Source organism: Streptomyces sp. NBC_01276, from assembly GCF_041435355.1.
Taxonomy (GTDB): domain Bacteria; phylum Actinomycetota; class Actinomycetes; order Streptomycetales; family Streptomycetaceae; genus Streptomyces.
Genome location: NZ_CP108442.1, coordinates 1,214,137 through 1,230,857 on the forward strand (window position 1 = coordinate 1,214,137; position 16,721 = coordinate 1,230,857).

The 16,721-nt window shown below is 74.1% G+C and carries 18 protein-coding genes; 9 read left to right on the forward strand and 9 right to left on the reverse strand.

The window, feature by feature from the left end:
- Window positions 1–6 precede the first annotated feature (6 nt).
- The 3 genes from OG295_RS05050 to OG295_RS05060 form a co-directional block, all read right to left on the reverse strand.
- Window positions 7–1,032 carry an LLM class F420-dependent oxidoreductase gene (locus tag OG295_RS05050; protein ID WP_371675748.1) on the reverse strand — a complete coding sequence of 342 codons (1,026 nt, stop codon included), beginning with the start codon at window positions 1,030–1,032 and terminating at the stop codon, window positions 7–9.
- Complete coding sequence (locus OG295_RS05055) at window positions 1,032–2,189, reverse strand: CaiB/BaiF CoA transferase family protein (protein WP_371675749.1); 1,158 nt, start codon at window positions 2,187–2,189, stop codon at window positions 1,032–1,034. Before OG295_RS05055 ends, OG295_RS05050 begins: the two co-directional genes overlap by 1 nt.
- A 114-nt stretch (window positions 2,190–2,303) precedes the next feature.
- Window positions 2,304–2,711, reverse strand: coding sequence for an MmcQ/YjbR family DNA-binding protein (locus OG295_RS05060; protein WP_371675750.1), 408 nt, complete (start codon window positions 2,709–2,711; stop codon window positions 2,304–2,306).
- A 106-nt stretch (window positions 2,712–2,817) separates the two neighbouring features.
- Between OG295_RS05060 and OG295_RS05065 the strand changes: the two genes are divergently transcribed.
- On the forward strand, window positions 2,818–4,017 hold the full coding sequence (locus OG295_RS05065; RefSeq protein ID WP_371675751.1) for a trans-acting enoyl reductase family protein: 1,200 nt from the start codon (window positions 2,818–2,820) through the stop codon (window positions 4,015–4,017).
- An 81-nt stretch (window positions 4,018–4,098) separates the two neighbouring features.
- Here the strand turns inward: OG295_RS05065 and OG295_RS05070 are convergent, their stop codons facing one another.
- Entirely contained in the window at window positions 4,099–4,776 is a 678-nt protein-coding gene (locus OG295_RS05070) for an endonuclease V (protein WP_371675752.1), read from the reverse strand.
- A gap of 25 nt (window positions 4,777–4,801) precedes the next feature.
- On the opposite strand from OG295_RS05070, the gene OG295_RS05075 reads away from it, so the two are divergent.
- Both OG295_RS05075 and OG295_RS05080 read left to right on the forward strand, forming a co-directional pair.
- Window positions 4,802–5,101 (forward strand): YciI family protein, encoded by a 300-nt coding sequence (locus tag OG295_RS05075; RefSeq protein WP_371675753.1) that lies wholly within the window; start codon window positions 4,802–4,804, stop codon window positions 5,099–5,101.
- 134 nt (window positions 5,102–5,235) lie between these two features.
- A complete protein-coding gene (locus OG295_RS05080; RefSeq protein ID WP_371675755.1) occupies window positions 5,236–5,730 on the forward strand; it encodes an N-acetyltransferase family protein in 495 nt (164 codons plus the stop codon).
- Here OG295_RS05080 and OG295_RS05085 read toward each other — a convergent pair.
- The gene (locus tag OG295_RS05085) at window positions 5,711–6,796 is read right to left on the reverse strand and encodes a WD40/YVTN/BNR-like repeat-containing protein (protein WP_371675757.1); all 1,086 of its coding nucleotides are present in this window, start codon (window positions 6,794–6,796) and stop codon (window positions 5,711–5,713) included. The genes OG295_RS05080 and OG295_RS05085 overlap by 20 nt on opposite strands.
- A gap of 95 nt (window positions 6,797–6,891) precedes the next feature.
- Between OG295_RS05085 and OG295_RS05090 the strand changes: the two genes are divergently transcribed.
- The 5 genes from OG295_RS05090 to OG295_RS05110 all read left to right on the forward strand — a co-directional run bounded on the left by OG295_RS05090 (window position 6,892) and on the right by OG295_RS05110 (window position 11,703).
- On the forward strand, window positions 6,892–7,305 hold the full coding sequence (locus tag OG295_RS05090; RefSeq protein WP_371675758.1) for a (4Fe-4S)-binding protein: 414 nt from the start codon (window positions 6,892–6,894) through the stop codon (window positions 7,303–7,305).
- 179 nt (window positions 7,306–7,484) lie between these two features.
- Window positions 7,485–7,901 (forward strand): SsgA family sporulation/cell division regulator, encoded by a 417-nt coding sequence (locus tag OG295_RS05095; RefSeq protein ID WP_266843793.1) that lies wholly within the window; start codon window positions 7,485–7,487, stop codon window positions 7,899–7,901.
- A gap of 256 nt (window positions 7,902–8,157) precedes the next feature.
- Window positions 8,158–9,798, forward strand: coding sequence for an ABC-F family ATP-binding cassette domain-containing protein (locus OG295_RS05100; RefSeq protein WP_371675759.1), 1,641 nt, complete (start codon window positions 8,158–8,160; stop codon window positions 9,796–9,798).
- 416 nt (window positions 9,799–10,214) lie between these two features.
- Window positions 10,215–10,565 (forward strand): hypothetical protein, encoded by a 351-nt coding sequence (locus OG295_RS05105; protein WP_371675760.1) that lies wholly within the window; start codon window positions 10,215–10,217, stop codon window positions 10,563–10,565.
- Window positions 10,566–10,731: 166 nt separating this feature from the next.
- Entirely contained in the window at window positions 10,732–11,703 is a 972-nt protein-coding gene (locus OG295_RS05110; protein ID WP_371675761.1) for an acyl-ACP desaturase, read from the forward strand.
- 117 nt (window positions 11,704–11,820) lie between these two features.
- Here the strand turns inward: OG295_RS05110 and OG295_RS05115 are convergent, their stop codons facing one another.
- The 3 genes from OG295_RS05115 to ligD all read right to left on the reverse strand — a co-directional run bounded on the left by OG295_RS05115 (window position 11,821) and on the right by ligD (window position 13,874).
- The gene (locus OG295_RS05115; RefSeq protein WP_030224819.1) at window positions 11,821–12,063 is read right to left on the reverse strand and encodes a WhiB family transcriptional regulator; all 243 of its coding nucleotides are present in this window, start codon (window positions 12,061–12,063) and stop codon (window positions 11,821–11,823) included.
- A gap of 46 nt (window positions 12,064–12,109) precedes the next feature.
- Window positions 12,110–12,592, reverse strand: coding sequence for an HAD domain-containing protein (locus OG295_RS05120; protein ID WP_285540583.1), 483 nt, complete (start codon window positions 12,590–12,592; stop codon window positions 12,110–12,112).
- A gap of 262 nt (window positions 12,593–12,854) precedes the next feature.
- Window positions 12,855–13,874, reverse strand: a complete 1,020-nt coding sequence (gene ligD / locus OG295_RS05125; RefSeq protein ID WP_280913484.1) for a non-homologous end-joining DNA ligase — start codon at window positions 13,872–13,874, stop codon at window positions 12,855–12,857.
- 75 nt (window positions 13,875–13,949) lie between these two features.
- Between ligD and OG295_RS05130 the strand changes: the two genes are divergently transcribed.
- The gene (locus tag OG295_RS05130) at window positions 13,950–15,017 is read left to right on the forward strand and encodes an ATP-dependent DNA ligase (RefSeq protein ID WP_371675762.1); all 1,068 of its coding nucleotides are present in this window, start codon (window positions 13,950–13,952) and stop codon (window positions 15,015–15,017) included.
- 149 nt (window positions 15,018–15,166) lie between these two features.
- On the opposite strand, the gene OG295_RS05135 is transcribed toward OG295_RS05130, so the two are convergent.
- Window positions 15,167–16,639 carry an NAD(P)/FAD-dependent oxidoreductase gene (locus OG295_RS05135; RefSeq protein ID WP_371675763.1) on the reverse strand — a complete coding sequence of 491 codons (1,473 nt, stop codon included), beginning with the start codon at window positions 16,637–16,639 and terminating at the stop codon, window positions 15,167–15,169.
- Between the last annotated feature and the right edge of the window lie 82 nt (window positions 16,640–16,721).

The window sequence follows — 16,721 nt, forward strand, 5'->3', positions numbered from 1 at the left end:
GTCCCCCTAGAGCCAGCTCTTGACGGTTTCGATCAGGCGGGCCGGCTCGGGGCCGACGGGCGTGACGTTGAGCATGGTGACGCCCGCCTCCCGGAACGCCTCGACGCGCTCGCGCACGTAGCCCTCGGGCCCGCACAGGGTCATGAGCTCGCAGAACTCGTCCGGGACGGCGGCAGCGGCGTCGCGCTTGCGTCCGGCGAGGTAGAGCTCCTGGATCCTGCGGGCCTCCTCGCCGTACCCGTAGGCGACGGCGAGGTCGTTGTAGAAGTTCTTTCCGGGCGCGCCCATGCCGCCGACGTACAGGGCGATCTGCGGGCGCGCGAGGTCCCGCGCGGCGGCCGCGTCCTCGCCGATGGCCAGCAGGCCGCCCGCCACCGTCTGGAGCGGACCCAGTTCCGGCGGCCTCCTGGCCGTCCCCTCGGCGAGCGGGCCGCCCCACACCGCGGCGGCCTTCTCCGGGATGAAGAGGGTGGGCAGCCAGCCGTCCGCGATCTCGGCGGTCATCCGCACGTTGGCCGGGCCGAGCGAGGCGATGTAGACGGGAACGGCGGAGCGCACCGGCCGGGTGAGGATCTTCAGGGGTTTGCCGAGCCCGCTGCCCATCGACGCCGGCAGCGGCATGTCGGTGATGCCGTGGTGGTCGATCGTCTCGCGGCGCCACACGCGCCGGCACAGCTCGACGGTCTCCCGGGTCCGGCCGAGCGGCCTGTCGTACGGCTTCCCGTGCCAGCCCTCGACCACCTGCGGCCCGGAGGCGCCGAGGCCGAGCAGCGCCCGGCCGCCGGAGACCGCGTCCAGTCCGGCGGCGGTCTGGGCGATGAGCGCCGGGGTGCGGGAGTACACGTTGAGGATGGCCGAGCCGATCTTCATCCGCTCGGTGCGGGCCGCCAGGTACCCCATGATGGTCGGGGAGTCGAAGCCCCAGGCCTCGGCCACCCACACGGCGTCGAGCCCGGCGGCCTCCAGCGCCGCGGCCTCGTCGGCGGCCTTGCGGGGATCGCCCGCGTAGTCGAGCAGCATGGACAGTTCCATCAGGCGTCCTCGCCCTTCCCGGTTCCGGTTTCCGTCGCTGTTCCCGTCAGGCCCGGCACGTCCCAGTCCCGGGCCACCGCCGCGGTGTCGGCGCCCGGCAGGGCGGGGCCCGCGGTGACGGCCGCCGGGGTCGCGGAGAACCGGGGCGCGGGGGCGGGCTGGGTGATCCCGCCGAAGTCGGTGAAGGTGGCGCGGGCGGCGAGGTGCGGGTGGTGCGGCGCCTCGCGCAGGGAGAGCACGGGGGCCACGCAGGCGTCGGTGCCCTCGAAGACCTCGGTCCACTCGGCGCGGGTACGGGTCCTGAAGCGGGCGGCGACGGCCTCGCGCAGCGCGCCCCAGCGGGCCGGGTCCTTGCGGGCGTCGGCCTGGTCCCCGATGCCGAGGAGTTCCACGAAGGTGTCGTAGAACTGCTGCTCCAGCGCGCCGACCGCCATGTAGCGGCCGTCGGAGGTCTCGTAGGTGCCGTAGAAGGGGCAGCCGCCGTCGAGGAGGTTGGCTCCGCGCCGGTCCTGCCAGCCGCCGGCCGCGACCATCCCGTGGATCATGGCGGTGAGGTGCGCGGTGCCGTCGACGATCGCGGCGTCCACCACCTGGCCGGTGCCGCCGGGGGTGCGGGCGTGCTGGAGGGCGGCGAGGACGCCGATGACGAGGTAGAGGGAGCCGCCCGCGTAGTCGCCGACCAGGTTGGCCGGTACCGCCGGGGGCCCGTCCGGGTCGCCGATCATGCCGAGGGCGCCGGTGACGGCGATGTACGCGATGTCGTGCCCGGCGGCGTGGGCGAGCGGGCCCTCCTGGCCCCACCCGGTCATCCGGCCGTAGACCAGCTTCGGGTTGCGGGCGTGGCAGTCGGCCGGGCCGACCCCGAGCCGCTCGGCGACCCCGGGGCGGAAGCCCTCGATCAGTACGTCGGCCCGTTCGACCAGCTCCAGCACGCGGGCGGGGCCGTCGGCGGACTTGAGGTCGAGCACGACGGAGCGCTTGCCCCGGTTGGTGATGTCGTAGGCCGGGTCGATGCCCAGGGCGCCGCCGCCGGGCCGGTCCACGCGCACCACGTCCGCGCCGAGGTCGGCGAGGACCATCGCGGCGAACGGCCCCGGTCCGATGCCGGCCAGTTCGACGACGCGTACTCCCGCGAGCGGGCCTGCTGTCACTGCCATCGAGCCCCCAGCATCCTGGTGTGCGCGTCCGCGGCGCCTGCGCATACGTGTGACACAACTGATGTAACACCAGCGATGCTAGGAACGTGTTCCACGCAGCACAAGAGCAAGCGCTTAGTCGATTTCCCGTGTGGCCGGTTCCGGGCTCCGGGCGTCCAGTTCCCTGACGTGCCGCTTGAGGGCGACGGTCCGGTAGCTCTCCTCCACCCATTCGCACAGCACCTCGGCCGACGGGGCCCCCTTCTCCCCCAGCGGTACGGACACCCAGCCCGCCCTGCCGAGCCCGTACCCGGTGGGCGCCGCCCCGGGAGCGGTCATCGCGTGCCCGTGCAGGGCCTCGTCCTTCAGCTTCACGGAGAGGCCGGGCGGCCCGGGGCCGTCAGCGTTCCCCAGGAAGACGAAGATCTTCTTGTTGACCTTCACCACACCGTCCTCGGGCCCCCAGGGATGCTCCTCCACCGCCTCGGGCAGCCCTAGGGCAAACGCGCGCACCTTCTCCCACTTGCGCACCGCAGCCTTCATCGACGCTCCTCCTCACCGCCGGTCACACCGGCCCGTCACCCGCTCGCACGGGCGGCCGACCCCCACGCTAGCCTCAGCCACCGATACCAGCTGGGAGGAGCGGTTCATGAACGAGCACGTCCGGCGGAGCCGACCGCAACGGGCCTACGACATCGTCCTCTTCGGCGCCACCGGGTTCGTCGGGGCACTGACGGCCGAGTACCTCGCGCTGCACGCCCCGGCCGGTCTGCGGTGGGCGCTGGCCGGCCGCGACCTCGGCAAGCTGGAACGGCTGCGCGAACGGCTGGCCGCCCTCGACCCGGCGTGCGCCCGCCTGCCGCTGGTGCGGGCCGACGCCGCCGACACCGGCGCCCTGCGCGAACTCGCCGCCTCCACCGCGGTGCTGGCCACCACGGTGGGCCCGTACATCTGGTACGGGGCCGGGCTGGTCGCGGCCTGCGCCGAGGAGGGCACCGACTACGTGGACCTCACCGGGGAGCCGGAGTTCGTCGACCGGATGTACGTCGCGCACGACGCGCGGGCCCGGGAGACGGGGGCGCGCCTGGTGCACGCCTGCGGGTTCGACTCGATCCCGGCCGACCTGGGGGCGTACTTCACGGTGCGCCGGCTGCCCGCCGGGGTGCCCCTGCGGGTGGACGGCTTCGTCCGCTCCAACGCGCTGTTCTCCGGCGGTACGCTCGCTTCCGCCCTGACCGCGCTGGGGCGGGGCCCGCAGACCCTGGCCGCCGCGCGCGCCCGCGGACTGCACCAGCCGCGGCTGCCGGACCGCCGGGTACGGGGTCCCGTGGGCGCCCCGCGCTTCAGCCGGGAGACCGGGACCTGGGCCCTGCCGCTGCCCACCCTGGACCCGGCCGTCGTGGCCCGGTCGGCGGCGGCCCTGGAGCGGTACGGGCCGGACTTCCGCTACCGGCACTACGCCTCCGTGCGCCACCTCCCGGTCGCCATCGGCGGGACGGCGGCCATGGGCGCGACGGTGGCCCTGGCGCAGGTCCCGGCCGCCCGGCGGTGGCTGATGGGCCGCTGGGAGCCGGGCAGCGGGCCCGACGCGCAGCGCCGCGCGCGCAGCTGGTTCACGCTCCGGTTCGTCGGCGGGGGCGGCGGGCGGCGGGTCTTCACCGAGGTGTCGGGCGGGGACCCCGGCTACGGGGAGACCGCCAAGATGCTGGCCGAGTCCGCGCTCTGCCTGGCCCAGGACGCCCTGCCGGAGCGGGCCGGCCAGCTCACCACGGCGGTGGCGATGGGCGACGCCCTGCTGGACCGGCTCCAGAAGGCGGGGATCCGCTTCCGGGTGGCCGACGCGCGCTGACGCACCGTCCGGCCCCGGCCCGGCCCCGGCCCCGGCCCCGGGACATCGGCCGGCGTGTGTCCGGCGCCCGGCGACCGGCCGTCAGGAGGCCTCGCGCAGGGCGCGCCGGCACAGCGAGTCGGCGCGCCGGGTGGTCTCGGGGATCCGGTACGCGGGGCTCAGGGCGAGGGCGTGGGCGCAGGCGTTGTCCAGCGAGACCCGGTGGCCCACGGACACGTACACCGGCTTGACCCCGTCCCGGGTGCGCAGCGCCCGCCCGACGACGGCGCCGTCGGGTGCCAGGAGCGCGGAGGAGTCGCCGCGCCGGGCGCCCGGTTCCACGTAGGTGAACGTGAACGGGTTCTTGGCGACGCCCATGCTCGGCAGCCCGGTGACCACCCCGAGGTGGCAGGCGAGGCCGAAGCCGCGGGGGTGGGCGAGGCCGTAGCCGTCGCAGACGACGAGGTCCGGGACGACCGCGAGGGCGTCGAGGGCGGCCAGTACGGTCGGCAGTTCGCGGAAGGCCAGCAGCCCGGGTACGTACGGGAAGCTCACGTGCCCGACGGCGGTCGCCTCACCCACCGGCTCCAGGGTGGCGGCGTCGAGGACGACGGCCGCGGCGGCGACCAGGTCGCGCTCGTCGTCGTAGGCCACGTCCACTCCGGCGATCAGTCCCCGGCCGGGGAGCGGGCCGGGCTCGTCGAGCACGACCCGGTCGCGGAGTTCGTCCTGTATCGCGCGGGCCTCGACCTCGTCGGCGGGGGTCTTCACAGTCGTCATGGAGTGCGAGAGTAGCCTGGCGATCATGTTCGTCATGGAGCTCACCTACACCGCGCCCGTCGAGTCCGTCGAGGAAGAGATGGACGCCCACATCGCCTGGCTGGACGGGTACTACGCGTCCGGCGTCTTCCTCGCCTCGGGCCGCAAGGTCCCGCGCGAGGGCGGGATCATCCTGGCCGCGGGCGTCTCCCGCGCCGAGGTCGAGCAGATCGCGGCCGAGGACCCCTTCACGGTGGCGGGCGTCTGCTCCTACCGCATCACCGAGTTCATCGCCACGAAGACCTCTTCCGACCTGGCCGCGGTCCGCGAGACCCTGCCCGCCTGACGCTCCCCGCCCGCCCTCCCGCCACCCGGCCCGAGCCCGTCCGCCCGGCCGGCGGCGGGACGGTCCGGCGTGTGCGCCGACCGGTGAGGGCGGTTCGTTCCCGCACCACTCCCCGACGTACCGGAGGTACCGCCGTGCAGCCCCGTCCCGCCGAAGTCGCCGACATCCCCGAACTGATACGCCTGCGCGCCGTCGCACTGGACTCCCTCGGGACCGACCCCGGCCCCGGCGACGCACCCTGGCGGAAGGCCGCCGACGGCTGGTTCCGGGAGCGGCTGACCGGCCGGTCCGACGTGTACTGCATGGTCGTCGGCGGCGCTCCGGGCGAGCCCCTGCTGGCCGGCGGGATGGCCTGGGTCACGTACCACCTGCCGAACCCCGGACGGCCCGACGGACGGCGCGGCTACCTCGACGGGATCGTCACGGACACCGCCGCGCGCGGGCGGGGCCACGGCCGCCGGATCGTCGACGCCCTCGTCGGCCGGCTCGGCGACCTGGGCATCCACCACGTGCAGCTGCACGCGAGCGCCGACGGGGAGCCCGTCTACCGGGCCGCCGGGTTCACCGCCGGCCGCTACCCGGGCATGGACCTGTTCATCAAGGACCCGCTCACCGGCCCGGCGTCCTGAGCACCTCCAGCCGGGCCACCCGCCCCTTCTCCCCCGCCGCCCAGCAGCCGCCGTCGGCCGTGCAGTCCACGGTGTCGTAGGACCCCGCGTCCAGGGTCCGCCAGGTGCGGCCCGCGTCCGTGGTGACGTCCGTGCCCGTCGGGCCCACCGCCAGCGCGGTCGAGCGGCCGTACGGGAACCAGGCCGCGCCCGAGCGGTAGGCGGGCGGCGGGGTGGCCGCCCGGCTCCAGCCCCGGCCCGCGTCGGCGGTGCGGGCGGCGGCCTGCGGCGAAGCCTGGCCGGCGCGGTAGTCGCCGCCGACCGCGAGGCCCGTCGTACGGTCGCGGAAGGCCAGGGCGAAGACCCCGCGGGCCGGGTCGCCGGCCGGGACGGTGGAGTCGGCGGCCCGCCAGGTCAGCCCCCGGTCCGGGGAATGCAGCACCCGGGCGACCGGGCCGCCGCCGGTGGCCAGCCAGACGTCGCGCGGCCCGGAGGCCACCAGGCACTGCCCGCTCGCCGCGAAGGCGGCCTCGCCCGGCAGGGCCGCCGGCATTCCCGTGTCCGGCAGCACCCGCCAGCTGCGGCCGCCGTCGTCCGTGGCCAGGATGCGGAACTTCCCGTCCACCGGGTCGCTCATCGCCAGTCCGTGCCGGGCGTCGAGGAAGGTGAGGCAGTCGTAGAAGGCCCGTGGATCGGGGTTGCGGAAGGTCTCGGTCCAGGTGGCGCCGCCGTCCTCGGTGCGCAGCACCCGCGAGGCCTCGCCCTCGCCGATGGACAGGGCGACCGCCCGCCGCGCGTCGAAGGCCTCGATGTCGCGCAGCTCCAGCCCCTCGGCGACCGCCCCCGGCGGTGACACGTCCTGCCAGCTGCGGCCGCCGTCGCCGGTGCGCAGGACGGTCCCCTTGGTGCCGGCCACCCAGGCCGTGCTGCGGCTGACGGCCGCGAGCCCGCGGAACCGGGCGTCCTTGCCGGTCGCCTTCAGTGCCCAGCCGGCGCCCCGTAATCCGGCACCGGGGCCGTCTCCCGCTCCGGTGTCCGCCTGCGCCGGCGCGACGGCCAGCCCCACCAGCAGGGCTGCCGCGCACATGCCAACTCCCAGAAGTCTCATGGCGCGGGAAGCTAACGCACCCCACATCCGCCGTCCAGGGTGCGTCGGGAGCCGCACGTTCCTACTGTGGGGCCATGCCCTCCAAAGGACCGAAGGCCTACGAAGGCAAGAACGTCACCGTCACCTACGACTCCGGGCGGTGCCTGCACGCGGCGGAGTGCGTCCGCGGCCTGCCCGAGGTGTTCGACACCGGGCGGCGCCCGTGGATCGATCCCGACGGGTCCGGGCCGGAGCGGGTCGCCGAGGTGATCCGGCGCTGCCCGTCGGGCGCGCTCCAGTACCTGCTGTCCGGGGGCCCGGCGGAGGAGGGGGACCGGCCGACCAGCGTCACGCGGTCCCCCGACGGCCAGTTGGTGCTGCGCGGGGAACTCAGCGTGACCACCCCGGACGGTCGTGCGCACCGGGAGACCCGGGTGGTCCTTTGCGCCTGTGGAGTGAGCGGTAACCAGCCTTATTGCGATCACTCCGGGGCTTGCGGCGCCGACTGATCACCCTGCATCCAGGCTGTTCCCGCCCTCACTCTGTGCGATCACACAGGGGAGATCAGGCCAATCGGTGACACAGCTCACGTCATCCGCCGTGCACGGATTTGCCGATTCCGGCGTCTATCCGGTTGCCGGGTCCCACCCCACAGCCCGGCCGCAGATCCGCTGCAAGGGAGTGAGCCTTGATCACTGTCATCGAGCAGGCCGTGCAGGCCCGTCTGGTCGCCACCGCGCCGAAGGTCGAGACCGTGCCCGTCACCCTCTGCTACGACCGCGCGGATCCCTTCGCCGTCCGCATGGCCTTCCCCGCCCCGGCCACGCTGGAGGGCGTCGAGGTCTCGTGGACCTTCGCCCGCGAGCTGCTGACCTCCGGCCTCCAGCACCCGGCCGGCTGCGGTGACGTGCGCGTGCGGCCGTACGACGGGGACCGGACGACGGTGGAGTTCCACGCGCCGGAGGGCGTCGCGATCGTGCTGATGCTGACGGCCGAACTCCAGCGGTTCCTGGAACGGGCCTCCGCCGTGGTGCCGCCGGGGCTGGAGCACATGTACCTCGACATGGACCAGAGCCTGGACGAGCTGATGCGGGGCTCCTGCTGATCCTCCCCCGTCCGTTCGAACCCGGGCCGTTGCCCGTGGACCGCGCCCGCCCGGCGCGGTCCACGGGGAGCGGCCCCAATTCGTTTGCGGACGCCCGCGGCCGTCCGTACCGTCGTGAACGCCCCATCCCCGCCGAAACGGAGTAGGACGTTGCTCTTCTGAGGTCCGAGACACCGACCGCCACCACATCCCTGTGACCGACACGTCGGCTGTCTCCCCGCGTTGCACTCACCACTCACGCAACCTGGAGGCCTCCATGAGTCACCCCTCTGCCTTTCTCTCCTGCTCCGCCCTGTCCTTCGACTGGCCCGACGGAACCCCCGTCTTCGACGGGTTCCAGCTGGCCGTCGGCCCCGGCCGCACCGGCCTGATCGGGCTCAACGGGTGTGGGAAGTCCACCCTGTTGAAGCTCGCCGCCGGCGAACTGACCCCGTCCGGTGGGCGGATCTCCGTCGCCGGGACCCTCGGCCACCTCCCTCAGGACGCCACCCTCGACACCGCCCTGCGCGTGGACGAGGCGCTCGGCATCCGCGCCACCCGCACCGCGCTGCACTCCATCGAGGCGGGCGAGGCCACCGAGGCGAACTTCGCCGCCGTGGGCGACGACTGGGACGTGGAGGAGCGCGCCCTGGCCACGCTCGACCAGCTCGGGCTCGCCCGGATCGGCCTGGACCGCACCGTCGGCGAACTGTCGGGCGGCGAGTGCGTCCTGCTGCGGCTCGCGGCGCTGCTGCTCGCCCGTCCGGACGTGCTGCTGCTCGACGAACCGACGAACAACCTGGACCTGAGGGCCCGGCAGCGCCTGTACGCGGCCGTCGAGTCCTGGTCCGGGGTGATGGTCCTGGTCAGCCACGACCGGGAGCTGCTGGAGCGGGTCGACCAGATCGCCGACCTGCACGACGGCGAAGTCCACTGGTACGGCGGCAACTTCAGCGCGTACGAGCGGATGCTCGCCACGGAACAGGAGGCGGCCGAGCGGACGGTCCGGGCCGCCGAGGCCGACGTACAGCGCCAGAAGCGCGAACTGTCCGACGCCCACCTCAAATTGGCGCGGCGCAAGCGGTACGGCCAGAAGATGTACGACACCAAGCGTGAGCCGAAGATCGTCATGGGTGCCCGCAAACGCGCCGCCCAGGAATCGGCCGGCAAGCACCGGATCCTGCACACCGAGCGGCTGGCGGACGCCCGCGAGCGGCTGGACCAGGCGGCGGAAGCGGTCCGCGACGACGCCGAGATCCGCATCGAGCTCCCCGCCACCGAGGTGCCGCCGGGCCGTCGGGTCCTCACCCTGAGCGATCTGCGGCTCGCGCACGGGGCCTCGGTGCCGGGCGAGTGGGAGGTGCGCGGACCGGAGCGGATCGCCCTGGTCGGCGGCAACGGCTCGGGCAAGACCACCCTGCTGCGGACCGTCGCGGGGCTGCTGCCTCCGGTGTCCGGCGAGGCGGTCACGCACGTACCGGCGCGCTTCCTGCCGCAGCGGCTCGACGTGCTGGACGACGACCGCTCGGTCGTTCAGAACGTGGCGCGGTTCGCCCCGCAGGCCACGGACAACCAGATCCGGGCGCGGCTGGCGCACTTCCTGTTCCGGGGCGCCCGTGCGGACCGGGCGGCCGGCACCCTCTCGGGCGGCGAACGCTTCCGGGCGACGCTGGCGGCGCTGCTGCTGGCGGAGCCGGCTCCCAGGCTGCTGATGCTGGACGAACCGACGAACAACCTCGACCTGGCGAGCGTCCGGCAGCTCGCCGGCGCCCTGGAGGCGTACGAGGGCGCCCTGGTGGTGGCGAGCCACGACGTGCCGTTCCTGGAGTCCATCGGCATCACGCGATGGCTGCTGCTCGACGGCACGCTGCGCCCCACCAGCGCCGAGGAGGTCAGGGAGTCCCGATGGCCCGGGTGAACCCCGACCGGGCCGCCGAACCGACGGACGGACCACCGGGTCCCCGGCCCCCGGCCCCCGGTCCTCAGCCCCCGGGGCCGGGCTCTGCGACCCGGCGCCGGGGCCGGGGGCTGAGGCCCGGGGACCACGGGCTGCGGCCCGGAGCCTGCGGCCGGGGGCCGGGGTGAGACCCGGGGACCGGGGGCCGGAGGCCCGGAGGCACGGGGCCGGACCGCGCGGGGCCGGGGCCGGACCGCGCGGGGCCGGACCGCAGGGCGCTCGCGGAGCAGCCGCGTTGCGCGGCCGGGCCGGGAGCGCGCGGCGTCGGGCATTCCGTTCACGGTCGGCGGCTTCCCTGGAGCCGGTGATTCCCTCGCGTGAGCCGTCGCGGCGATCGGCCCGACGGCCCGTGCGGTCCGACGCCGCGCGATTCGCACATGAAGCCGTCGCGCCACCGCGGCCCGGCGGAGCGCCCGCGCCCGCCGGCCCTGCCCGCCGCCGACTCGCGCGACGCCGTCCGCGCCACCGCCCCGGGACCCCCGAACGCTCGTCCCGACCGACGCGTGGACGCGAAGGGCACGCGTACGACCACCACCGCCGTGGGCCCCGCGCGGGCCGGCGCCCCGCTCGGCGGGAGCGCGGACCGTTTCCGCTCCGGCCGGGAGGGCAACGTCTCGGCCCACATCGGAACCACGGGCTCCGAGAACCGCGGCACCGGTCCGCCCGAAGTGCTCCGCGCGCCGCTCCCGACCGTCAAAGCGGAAGCCACCGACCACCTTCTGGCGTGAATCTCACCTTTCTGAAGCCCCGAAAGACCCTCGCAAACTGCGCAAATAACCGGACGTAACCGGACATATCGACGCGTGGGGCTTGGCTGGCCTTGATGTCGCGCTTAACCTACGACTCCGTAGGCTACGGAACCGTAGGTAATTCGCTTTGTCCCCAGGAGCACCCGTGACGATCACCTCTCCCCACCTCGGCAGCTCGGAGGCGTGGACCGACGCCAAGCTGCTGTACGCGCTGGAAGAGGTGGTCGAGAAGGAGCTCAACCGCCATCTGAAGGTCACCAAGGACTGGATGCCCCACGAGTACGTCCCGTGGAGCGACGGCCGGAACTTCCCCGGCTTCTTCGAGGACGGCGAGGCCTGGGACCCCCAGCAGTCCAAGGTCACCGACATCGGCAAGATCGCGCTGGTCGTCAACCTGCTGACCGAGGACAACCTCCCCAGCTACCACCACGAGATCGCGAGCCTTTTCGGCCGCAACGGCGCGTGGGGCACCTGGGTGCACCGCTGGACCGCCGAGGAGGGCCGCCACGGCATCGTGATGCGCGACTACCTGCTGGCCTCGCGCGCCGTGGACCCGGACAAGCTGGAAGCGTTCCGGATGCAGCACATGTCGGAGGGCTTCGAGTCCGACAACAGCCACTCGATGCTGCACTCGGTGGCCTACGTCGCCTTCCAGGAGCTCGCGACGCGCATCTCGCACCGCAACACCGGCCACCAGTCCGGTGACCCGGTCTGCGACCGGATGCTGGCACGCATCGCGCAGGACGAGAACCTGCACATGATCTTCTACCGCAACCTGCTGGGCGCCGCCTTCGAGATCGCCCCGGACCTGACGATGCAGGCCGTGCGGGACGTGGTCGTGAACTTCCGGATGCCCGGACACGGCATGCCCGGCTTCGAGCGGATGGCCGCGCAGATGGCGATCGGCGGGGTCTACAACCTGCGGATCCACCACGACGACGTGCTGAGCCCCGTGATCCGCTTCCTCAAGATCATGGACATCGACGGGCTCGGCCCCGAGGGCCAGAAGGCCCAGGAGGAGCTCGGGCTCTTCATGAACGGGCTGGACTCCGAGGCCCGCAAGTTCGACGAGCGCCTGGCCGCCCGCGCCGCGCGCCTGGCCGCCCGCAAGGGCTGACCGACACCGACGGCGGGCCCCTGAGGGGCCCCGGTCCGTACGCCCGTACGTGGTGAAGCCCCGGCAGGAGGACCTGCCGGGGCTTCACCACGTACGGGGCCGGACCGCGGGCGGCGCTCAGCGACGCGGGCGCAGGGCCTGCCGTTCCGTCTCCGAGAGGCCGCCCCAGACGCCGAACCGCTCGTCGTTGGCCAGGGCGTACTCCAGGCACGCCGCCCGCCCCTCACACGCCCCGCACAGCCGCTTCGCGTCCCGGAGCGAGGAACCGGGCTCCGGGAAGAAGAAGGCCGGGCCCGTCTGGGCGCACAGCGCGAGGTCGTACCAGGCGGGGGCGGTGGTGGCAGTGGTGTTCATCGACATGCCGCCGATCCTGCTGCGCCCCGATGGACGTCCGATCAACAGCTCATCAACAGCAGGTCAGCCACTGAGCGAGGGCGTCGAAGTCCGCGGGCGTGAGACCCGAACGGGGATCGACCCGGTGCAGCAGCGCGGGCGCCGGGTGACGGTCGGCGGCCCAGGCCCGGTCGGCGGCGGTGATCTCGTCGTCCACCCAGACGAAGGGGCGCCCCTGCGCGCGGGCGAGGAGCGGACGGGTCTTCCAGTGGAGGCCGCCGCGCCCCTCGTCCTCCGTGGGCTCCGGCCAGTCGACCACCGGCAGCCGCGGCAGCCCGATCCGCGGGGCGATGGTCTCGTTGGCCTCCTCGCCCCAGGTCGTGGCCCACACCAGCTCGCAGGGCAGCGCCAGCAGCCGGGCCCCGTGGCCCGGATCCAGCCGTCCCAGCAACGGATGACCGGCCGTGGCGGCCACGGGATGGCCCGTTCCCCCGAAGGGGATCAGGGGCCCGTCGACATCCAGGAAGAGCAGCGGCCGCGCATCGAAGGTCCTCACGGGCCCGAGCCTAGTGCGGCGACCGGAAGAAGCCACCGGGTTCCGGGTCTCGGGCGTGGTGCACCGCGGGACGGAGCGGCCCGGTGTCCGGCTACGGGACGAGGACGAGCCGGCCGCGCAGCCCGCCCCGCTCCAGACGCCGGTGCGCGCGGACGGCCTCCGACAGGCGCAACGTGCCGGCCACCCGAGGAACGGCCGTGACGGAAGGAGAAGGAGGCACTTCGAAGTGCGTATCGCACCCCGACGTAAGCGGACCGGCGGCTCAGTCCTCGTGCTTCGCCCGGCTCGGCTGCACCCGCTTGGGCTCGCCCGGCATCTTGGGATGGTCCGGAGGATAGGGCAGGTCGCCCAGCCCGTGCTCGTGCTCGTCCCGCGCGGCGAGTTCCAGCACGGCCTCCAGGCCGAAGGCGTGCTCGTCCATGTCGGCGTGCAGGTCGCCCAGTTCGGCGAAGCGCGCCGGCATGGTCACGATGTCGAAGTCGCGCGGTTCCGCGTCGTCCACCTCGTCCCAGCGCAGCGGCGCGGAGACCGGTGCGTGCGGGCGGGGGCGGACGGAGTACGCCGAGGCGATGGTCCGGTCGCGGGCGGTCTGGTTGTAGTCGACGAAGATGCGCTCGCCGCGCTCCTCCTTCCACCAGGCGGTGGTGACCTGTTCGGGCATCCGCCGTTCGAGCTCCCGCCCCAGGGCGATCGCGCACCGGCGTACCTCGGTGAAGGTCCAGCGCGGGGCGATGGGCACGAAGACGTGCAGCCCGCGCCCGCCCGAGGTCTTGGGCCAGCCGCGCAGACCCAGTTCGTCCAGCAGCGCCCGCAGTTCGTGGGCGGCGGCCACCGCGTGGTGGTAGTCGGTGCCCGGCTGCGGATCGAGGTCGATGCGCAGTTCATCCGGTCGGTCGGTGTCCGCGCGGCGCACCGGCCAGGGGTGGAAGGTGAGGCAGCCCAGGTTGGCGGCCCACAGGACGGCGGCCGGCTCGGTCGGGCAGATCTCGTCGGCGGTGCGCCCGCTGGGGAAGGAGATGTGGGCGGTCGGGATCCAGTCGGGGAGGTTCTTCGGGGCGCGCTTCTGGAAGAAGGACTCGCCCTCCACCCCGTCCGGGTACCGCTCCAGGGTGGTGGGGCGGTCGCGCAGCGCGCGGGTGATCCCGTCCGCCACGGCCAGGTAGTACTCGGCGACGTCCCTCTTGGTGAGGCCGCGCTCGGGGAAGTACACCTTGTCCGGACTGGACAGCCGTACCGCCCGCCCGCCGGCGTCGAGCTCGATCGCACCACCCGCAGCACCCATGAGCGCCACGGTAGGCGGGCCCGGCCGGGCGCGCACACCGGGCGGGTCCGCACGTACGACCGCAGAATCGAGGACATGGATCTGCCGGTGATGCCCCCCGTGAAGCCCATGCTCGCCAAGTCCGTGGCGAAGATCCCGCCCGGAATGCAGTACGAGGCGAAGTGGGACGGTTTCCGCGCCATCGTGCACCGCGACGGCGAGGAGCTGGAGATCGGCAGCCGCACGGGAAAGACCCTGACCCGGTACTTCCCGGAGCTGGTGGCGGCCCTCAAGGAGAACCTGCCGCCCCGTTGCGTGGTGGACGGGGAGATCGTGATCGTGCAGGGCGGGCGGCTCGACTTCGAGCGGCTCACGGAGCGGATCCATCCCGCCGCGTCCCGCGTGAAACTGCTCGCCGAGACCACCCCGGCCAGTTTCGTGGCCTTCGACCTGCTCGCCCTCGACGACGTGTCGCTCCTGGACACCCCGCTCGGTGACCGCCGTACCGCCCTGGTCAACGCCCTTTCCACCGCTCGGCCCCCCGTGCACCTCGCGCCCGCGACCACCGACCCCGCGCTCGCGCGGGAGTGGTTCGAGCGGTTCGAAGGCGCCGGACTCGACGGGGTCGTCGCGAAGCCCCTCGACCTCCCCTACCGGCCCGACGCCCGCCTGATGTTCAAGATCAAGCACGAGCGTACGGCGGACGTCGTCCTCGCGGGTTTTCGCTTCCACAAGAGCGGTCCGATTGTCGGATCGCTGCTCCTGGGCCTGTACGACGACCGGGGCGGGCTCCAGCACGTGGGGGTCTGCGCCGCCTTCCCGATGAAGCGCCGGGCGGAGCTGGTCGAGGAGCTGGATCCCCTGCGCATGCCCGACCCGGCGGGGCACCCCTGGGCGGCGTGGGCCGAGGAATCGGCGCACGAGAGCGCCCGGCTGCCGGGCGCGCAGAGCCGGTGGACCGGCAAGAAGGACCTGTCCTGGGTCCCCCTGCGCCCCGAGCGGGTCTGCGAGGTGAAGTACGACCACATGGAGGGCGACCGCTTCCGCCACACCGCACAGTTCGCCCGCTGGCGGCCCGACCGCACCCCGGAGAGCTGTACGTACGCGCAGCTGGAGGAGGTCGTCGGCTACGACCTCGCCGAGGTGCTGGGCACCGGAGGCTGACCGGCCCGGCGCCGCCGCGGGAGCCGCGCGGCCGTGAGGGCCGCAGAGGCAGGAGGGGCCTCAGGGACCACAGAGGCTGCAGAGGCTGCAGAGGAGCCTGAGGGGTCTGAGAGGCGTCGCGGGGGCGTCGCAGGGGCCGCGCGCGGAGGTCAGCCGGCCGTCAGCTTCTCCCACTCGGCCCGGTCCGGCCCCACCGCGTTCGGGGCGTAATCCGGCCGGGCCGCGAGCCAGCGGGTGACGCGGGCCCGGATCAGGGGGTGCGCGTAGGCCCGTTCGGGCGGGTCGACGAGGTGGCGGACCCTGGCCCGGGCCCGCATCACCTCCGGGTCCTCCAGTGCGCATTCGAACAGCGCGGCCGCCTCCCGTGCCGTTCCGGTCCGGGAGGCCCGGGTCGCGAAGCGGTCCCCGATGGCCGCGTCGGCGACGACCTGGAAGTCGAACCAGGGCTTGATCGTACGGACGGCCCAGTCGTGGTATTCGGCGGCGAAGCGGTCGGACCCGGCCTCCAGGTGCACGGTCCGCGCCACCCGGTGCGCGGCCCACAGGGCGAGGGAGGTCCCCTGTCCCAGGGTCGGGTTGGTGTGCGTAAGGGCGTCCCCGACGGGCACCAGCCCGCTCACCACCGGGCCCCTCTGGTCGGCGAAGGCGCTCCACCGGTTGTCCAGGCCCGCGGTGGCCAGGACCCCCGACAACGGAGCGGCGCCCAGCCCCAGCCAGGCCTCGCCGGGCGGGAAGGACCGGGCCGCCGCCTCGAAGACGGCCGGTTCGCGCAGCGCCGAGCGGGTGGGGTCCTCGGTGTGGACGAACAGGGTCACGGCGAAGGTGCCGTTGTCGGCCGGGAACACGGCGCAGCCCGCGAAGCCCCCGCCGGTCACCGTCCACGGCCTGCGCGGCCCGTCCTCCATCCCGGCGGGCAGCCGGTACCAGCGGCAGAAGTACGCGAGGCCGGTGCGGTGCCGCTCGACGGTGCCGGGGCGGCAGCCCGCCGCGGCCAGCCACCGTTCGACGCCGCCCCGCCGGCCGCCGGCGTCCACGACGAGGTCCCCCTCGTACGCGCCGCCGGCCGTGGTCACCCCGGTCACCCGTATCCCCGCCCCCGCCCCCGTCCCCGCCCCCGTGGAGAGCCCCGTCCCGTACGCCGGTGCCCGCACCGCATCCGACAGGGCCGTCGCCGCGGACCCGGATACGGCCGTCAGCCCCGAGACCGGCTCCCCGTAGCGCACCACCGCCCCCGGCTCGGACCGCAGCGCGGTGGCCAGGGCGCTCTCCAGCACGATCCGGCGCGCCTGGAGCATGATCAGGTCCTCGTCGCCCGGCCGGGCCGGCGGGCGCACGTCGAACCAGTCCAGCTCGTGCCGCTCGCGCGCGCCGAGCCGGAGCATCTCCGCGTGTACGTCGGGCAGTTCGGCGACCAGCACCTTGCGGGCGGCACCGAGCAGGGCGTGCGGCTGGGCGGCCTGGGGGACGGCCGGGCGGCGCCAGCCGAAGAAGTCCCGGTCCAGGGCGGTACCGGGAGCACGGGTGTCCCGCTCGAACAGCTCGACGGTGTGCCCCCGACGGGCGGCGAGCAGTGCGGCCGCCAGTCCCGCCACCCCTCCGCCGATGACCAGCATGTGTGCCATTGCGCCCCCTGAGCCGACGGACCGTACGACGATCGGACCGCCCAGAGCCTGCACGGACAGCCCCTGACCGAAACCCGTACAG

Bases quoted from the DNA above. Each gene is read 5' to 3' on its own strand.
- OG295_RS05050 (WP_371675748.1), bottom strand. From the start codon at position 1,032: ATGGAACTGTCCATGCTGCTCGACTACGCGGGCGATCCCCGCAAGGCC.
- OG295_RS05055 (WP_371675749.1), bottom strand. From the start codon at position 2,189: ATGGCAGTGACAGCAGGCCCGCTCGCGGGAGTACGCGTCGTCGAACTG.
- OG295_RS05060 (WP_371675750.1), bottom strand. From the start codon at position 2,711: ATGAAGGCTGCGGTGCGCAAGTGGGAGAAGGTGCGCGCGTTTGCCCTA.
- OG295_RS05065 (WP_371675751.1), top strand. From the start codon at position 2,818: ATGAACGAGCACGTCCGGCGGAGCCGACCGCAACGGGCCTACGACATC.
- OG295_RS05070 (WP_371675752.1), bottom strand. From the start codon at position 4,776: ATGACGACTGTGAAGACCCCCGCCGACGAGGTCGAGGCCCGCGCGATA.
- OG295_RS05075 (WP_371675753.1), top strand. From the start codon at position 4,802: ATGTTCGTCATGGAGCTCACCTACACCGCGCCCGTCGAGTCCGTCGAG.
- OG295_RS05085 (WP_371675757.1), bottom strand. From the start codon at position 6,796: ATGTGCGCGGCAGCCCTGCTGGTGGGGCTGGCCGTCGCGCCGGCGCAG.
- OG295_RS05090 (WP_371675758.1), top strand. From the start codon at position 6,892: ATGCCCTCCAAAGGACCGAAGGCCTACGAAGGCAAGAACGTCACCGTC.
- OG295_RS05100 (WP_371675759.1), top strand. From the start codon at position 8,158: ATGAGTCACCCCTCTGCCTTTCTCTCCTGCTCCGCCCTGTCCTTCGAC.
- OG295_RS05105 (WP_371675760.1), top strand. From the start codon at position 10,215: ATGAAGCCGTCGCGCCACCGCGGCCCGGCGGAGCGCCCGCGCCCGCCG.
- OG295_RS05115 (WP_030224819.1), bottom strand. From the start codon at position 12,063: ATGTCGATGAACACCACTGCCACCACCGCCCCCGCCTGGTACGACCTC.
- ligD (WP_280913484.1), bottom strand. From the start codon at position 13,874: ATGGGTGCTGCGGGTGGTGCGATCGAGCTCGACGCCGGCGGGCGGGCG.
- OG295_RS05130 (WP_371675762.1), top strand. From the start codon at position 13,950: ATGGATCTGCCGGTGATGCCCCCCGTGAAGCCCATGCTCGCCAAGTCC.
- OG295_RS05135 (WP_371675763.1), bottom strand. From the start codon at position 16,639: ATGGCACACATGCTGGTCATCGGCGGAGGGGTGGCGGGACTGGCGGCC.